Consider the following 4,566-nt stretch of genomic DNA (forward strand, 5'->3'; position numbering starts at 1 on the left):
GGCGACCTCCTCGCCGCGAACGGCGGCATCTTCGGTCCGCAGGGCGAGGCGATCAACGCGGGGGCAGCCGACGACGTCCGCGTCGTCGTGGTCGGCAACCCGGCCAACACCAACGCGCTCATCGCATCGGCGCACGCGCCCGACGTGCCGGCCGACCGATTCACGGCGCTCACCCGGCTCGACCACAACCGCGCGCTCGCCCAGCTCGCGCCCACGGTCGGCACCCCGGTCGGCGAGATCCGCGATGTCACCATCTGGGGCAACCACTCGGCCACCCAGTTCCCCGACATCTCCCACGCCACGGCGGCAGGCCAGTCGATCCCCGCGCTCCTCCAGGCCCGGCTGGGTGGCCCCGAGGGCCTCCGCGAGTGGCTTGTCGACGACTTCATCCCGCGCGTGGCCAAGCGCGGCGCCGAGATCATCGAGGTGCGCGGCTCGTCCTCGGTGGCGTCCGCGGCGAGCGCCACGATCGACCACGTGCGCGACTGGGTGCACGGCACCTCCAGTGGGTGGACCAGTGCCGCGGTCGTCTCCGACGGGTCGTACGACGTGCCAGAGGGGCTCGTCTCCTCCTTCCCCGTCGAGTCCGTCGACGGCGCGTGGCGCATCGTGCAGGGACTCGAGCTCGACGCGTTCGCGCGGCACCGCATCGCGGCATCCGTCGCCGAGCTCCAGGAGGAGCGCGACGCCGTGCGCTCCCTCGGCCTCATCTCAGGATCACGATGACGGATGCCGCGCTCGACCTCTCGGGCTACGACCTCGTCGTCGACGAGCAGTTCGACGGCGACGACCTCGACGACACCCGCTGGCTGCCGCACTACACGCCGCACTGGAGCTCCCGCGAGGCCACCCGGGCGCGCTTCGAGGTGTCCGGCGGCACGCTGAAGCTCCGCATCGACGCCGACACGGCGCCGTGGTCGCCCGAGTACGACGGCGAGGTGCGCGTGTCGCACCTGCAGACGGGTCAGTTCTCCGGCCCCGTCGGCAGCCCGGTGGGCCAGCACCGGTTCCGCGCCGGCCTGGTCGTGCGCGAGGCGCAGGACGAGGAGCGGCTGTGGCTGCCGCACTTCGGCGTCATCGAGGCGCGCGCCCGCGGCATCCGGCACCCCTCGGCGATGGTCGCGCTCTGGCCGGTCGGCTTCGAGGACCAGGGCGCGAACTGCGGCGAGATCTGCATCTTCGAGATCTTCGGCAGCGAGATCGGCGAGGCGAGCGGGCTGGTCGGCCTCGGCGTCAAGCCCCAGCGCGACCCCCGGCTGGTGCAGGACTTCGAGAAGGTGCGGGTCGAGGGCGACCTGACGCAGTTCCACGACTACGCGGTCGAGTGGCTGCCGGGCCGGCTCCGGTTCTTCGTCGACGGCCGGCTCGTGAAGACTGTCGAGCAGTCGATCGACTACCCGGTGCAGCTCATGCTCGACGTGTACGAGCTGCCGACGGATGCCCCGCGCGACACGTCCGCGCATCCGCTCGTCTTCGAGGTGGCGCACGTGCGCGAATACCGCGCGCGAGCCGCCTGACCCGCGCGCCTAGGCTTGGGGCATGGCCTCCGAATCCAGCAGCTCCGCCCGTCGCACCCAGATCATCGTGGGGCTCGTCGTGGGCGCCGTCGTGGGCGTGGGGGTCAGCCTGTGGACGGGGTTCTGGCTGTGGCTCGCCGCCGGCATCGTGGTGGGCCTCGCGGCGGGCGCCATCATGAAGCCGCCGGCCCGCTGACGCCCCGCTTCACGCGCTCGGCCACGTAGGACTCGATCCCGTCGATCACGCGCGCCAGCCCGAAGGCGAACGCGCGCTCGGGATCGGCCGACGCGTCGTGGTCCTTCACGGCCCTGCCGACCCGTGCCGCGACGGGATAGCGACCCGGCTCGGCGACCCGATCGAGCACGGGCGCGTTGCGCTGCCACCACTCCTCGTCGCTCTCGCTCGAGGCGCGATGCAGCCGCTCGGCGTCGACGTACGCGCGGGCGGGGCCGACCACGTACGCGGTCACGAGCGTGATCACCTGGTCGAGCTCGACATCGCTGAGGCCGAGTCCGTCGATGGCGCGGAGGCTCCACTCCCACCGGTCCGAGACGTTGGGACCGAGCGGAGGGCGGCTCGTGTCGATCGCGAGCAGCCAGGGATGCCGCAGGAACTCGTTCCACGTCAGGCGGGCCACCTGCTCGAGCCTCGTGCGCAGCGATCCGCCCGGCTCGGGCAGCGGCTGCTCCCCCGCCACCCGATCGACCATGAGGTCGATGAGCTCGGCCCGGCCGGGCACGTAGGTGTAGACCGACATGGGCTTGAGGCCGAGTCGCTCTGCGACCCTGCGCATCGACAGCACCTCGATGCCCTCGTCGTCGGCGATCGCGATCGCAGCGTCGACGACGGCGTCCACGCTCGTGCGCTGCTTCGGTCCCCTCGAGCCGACGGGCTCGCCGAGGCGGTCGCGCCAGAGCAGCCGGAGCGCTCGGTCGGGCTCGCCTGAGGCGAGGGGTTCGGTCGGCACGGCGGTCAGCCTACCGCCGCCGTCGGCCGCGCGGGGTGACAACTCCGTACGGCCGACGACGAATCGCGGAGGCTACTTCTTCGACTTCTCGGGCACGGGCAGGGTGCCCGCGGCCCGCTGCGCGGCATAGTAGGCACGGGCCTCGTCCTGACGCTCGACCTCGGCGCCCGACGCGATCTTCGCGCGCAGGTGCTCGGGCTTATATCCGAACGCGTCGACGAGGTCCTGGGCGTGCGGCCGAAGCCGCTCGATGAGCCGGTCGATGTACGCGGTCACGGCCTGCGCTCGCTGCGGCGACAGGCGCCCGTGGATGAGGTACCAGGAGAGGTGCTTCTCGAGGAGGCCGAGGCCGAAGAGGTCGCGCACCCACGTGAGCACCTGCTTCGTGCCCGGGTCGGTCGTCTGCGCGAGGCCGCGCGAGAACGCCTCCCACTGGAGCAGCTCCGCGTGCGCGCGGGCCGCCTCGATGAGCTCGTTCTGGTTGCGGTTGAACGCCGCCGCGGCATCCGCCTTGGGCAGCTTGCGCGCGTCGCGGAGGCGGCCGGCGATCTCGGCGATCATCGTCTCGACGCGGTCGGTGAGCAGCTCCCGCTGCGTCTCCTCGTCGCGCAGCTCCGAGACGGAGCGGCGGGTGGAACCGAAGTCGGCGATCGTCTGCGCCAGGCGGCGAAGTCCGGTGCCGTGGTAGGCGCGCTCGGCCGTCTGCGACACCACGTAGCGTGCCATCACGCCGGCGTCCGCCTTCGCGAACTGCTTCGAGAAGTCGGTGAGCAGGCGCTTGGCGACGAGCTGCAGCAGCACGTTGTTGTCGCCCTCGAAGGTGACGTAGACGTCGAGGTCCTGGCGGAGGCCGACGAGGCGGTTCTCGGCGAGGAAGCCCGCGCCGCCGCACGCCTCGCGCGCCTCCTGCAGGGTCTCCAGCGCGTGCCAGGTGGAGAGCGGCTTCAGCGCGGCGGCCATCGTCTCGAGATCCTGGCGGTCGTCGTCGGTGTCGGCCCTGCCCGAGAACACGGCGTCGAACTTCACGAGGAACTCGTCGTGGGCGAAGATCTGCGCATACGTGGTCGCGAGCTTCGGCAGCAGGCGGCGCTGGTGCCGCTGGTAATCGAGCAGCACCTCCTCGTCGGTCTCGCTCGCGGCGTTGAACTGGCGACGCTGGTTGCCGTAGGTGATCGCGATCGTGAGCGCCATGGCGGCGGCCGACGTGGCGGCGCCGTCGAGCGAGACACGACCCTGCACGAGGGTGCCGAGCATCGTGAAGAACCGGCGGCCGGGGCTCGAGATCGGACTCGAGTACGTGCCGTCCTCGGCGACCGAGCCGTAGCGGTTCAGGAGGTTCTCACGAGGGACCCGCACGTTCGTGAAGTGCAGGCGCCCGTTGTCGATGCCGTTCAGGCCGCCCTTCAGGCCGTCGTCCTCGCCGCCGATGCCCTTGAGGAATCCGCCCTTGGTGTTGCGGATCGGCACGTAGAAGGCGTGCACGCCGTGGTTCACGCCCTTCGTGATGAGCTGGGCGAACACGACTGCGGCCGTGCCGTGCAGCGCCGCGTTGCCGAGGTAGTCCTTCCAGGCGCCCCGGAACGGCGTGTTGATGACGAACTGCTGCTTCGCCTCGTCGTACGTGGCGGTCGTGCCGATCGCCGCGACATCAGAGCCGTGGCCCGTCTCGGTCATGGCGAACGCGCCGGGCACCTTGAGCGACATGATGTCGGGCAGGAAGGTGCGGTGGTGGAAGTCGGTGCCGAGGTGCAGCACGGCGGCACCGAAGAGGCCCCACTGCACGCCCGACTTGATCTGCAGGCTCGGGTCGGCGAGCACGAGCTCCTCGAAGCCCGCGATGTTGCCGCCGTGGTCGTCGTGGCCGCCGACCTCGGTCGGGAAGGCGCGGTGCACGGCGCCCTGCTCGACGAGGATCTTCAGCTGCTGGAGCACACGCTCGCGGTGCTCGGCCATCGTCTGGCCCTCGATGCGCTGCAGGTCGGGATGCGCGGCGCGCTCGCGGGCGATCACGCGCAGGTCGGCCCACGTGCCGAGCAGCTGGCGACCGAGGCGCTCGACGTCGACGCGCGGCGATGCCGGCT

At 71.5% G+C, this 4,566-nt stretch carries 5 protein-coding genes; 3 read left to right on the forward strand and 2 right to left on the reverse strand.

Features of this window, described 5'->3' with window-relative positions:
* The 3 genes from GH736_RS17770 to GH736_RS17780 all read left to right on the forward strand — a co-directional run.
* A partial coding sequence (locus GH736_RS17770; RefSeq protein WP_159605697.1) for a malate dehydrogenase occupies window positions 1–726 on the forward strand: 726 nt, incomplete at its 5' end.
* Window positions 723–1,517, forward strand: coding sequence for a glycoside hydrolase family 16 protein (locus tag GH736_RS17775; protein ID WP_159605699.1), 795 nt, complete (start codon window positions 723–725; stop codon window positions 1,515–1,517). The genes GH736_RS17770 and GH736_RS17775, both read left to right, overlap by 4 nt.
* Before the next feature lie 22 nt (window positions 1,518–1,539).
* Entirely contained in the window at window positions 1,540–1,713 is a 174-nt protein-coding gene (locus tag GH736_RS17780) for an HPP family protein (RefSeq protein WP_159605701.1), read from the forward strand.
* Here GH736_RS17780 and GH736_RS17785 read toward each other — a convergent pair.
* Both GH736_RS17785 and GH736_RS17790 read right to left on the reverse strand, forming a co-directional pair.
* Window positions 1,691–2,485 (reverse strand): TetR/AcrR family transcriptional regulator C-terminal domain-containing protein, encoded by a 795-nt coding sequence (locus tag GH736_RS17785; protein ID WP_159605703.1) that lies wholly within the window; start codon window positions 2,483–2,485, stop codon window positions 1,691–1,693. The genes GH736_RS17780 and GH736_RS17785 overlap by 23 nt on opposite strands.
* A 72-nt stretch (window positions 2,486–2,557) precedes the next feature.
* Window positions 2,558–4,566 (reverse strand): acyl-CoA dehydrogenase family protein (locus GH736_RS17790; protein ID WP_159605705.1); only part of this gene is annotated, 2,009 nt, incomplete at its 5' end.

The sequence above is a fragment of the Agromyces humi genome, assembly GCF_009720255.1.
Taxonomy (GTDB): domain Bacteria; phylum Actinomycetota; class Actinomycetes; order Actinomycetales; family Microbacteriaceae; genus Agromyces; species Agromyces humi.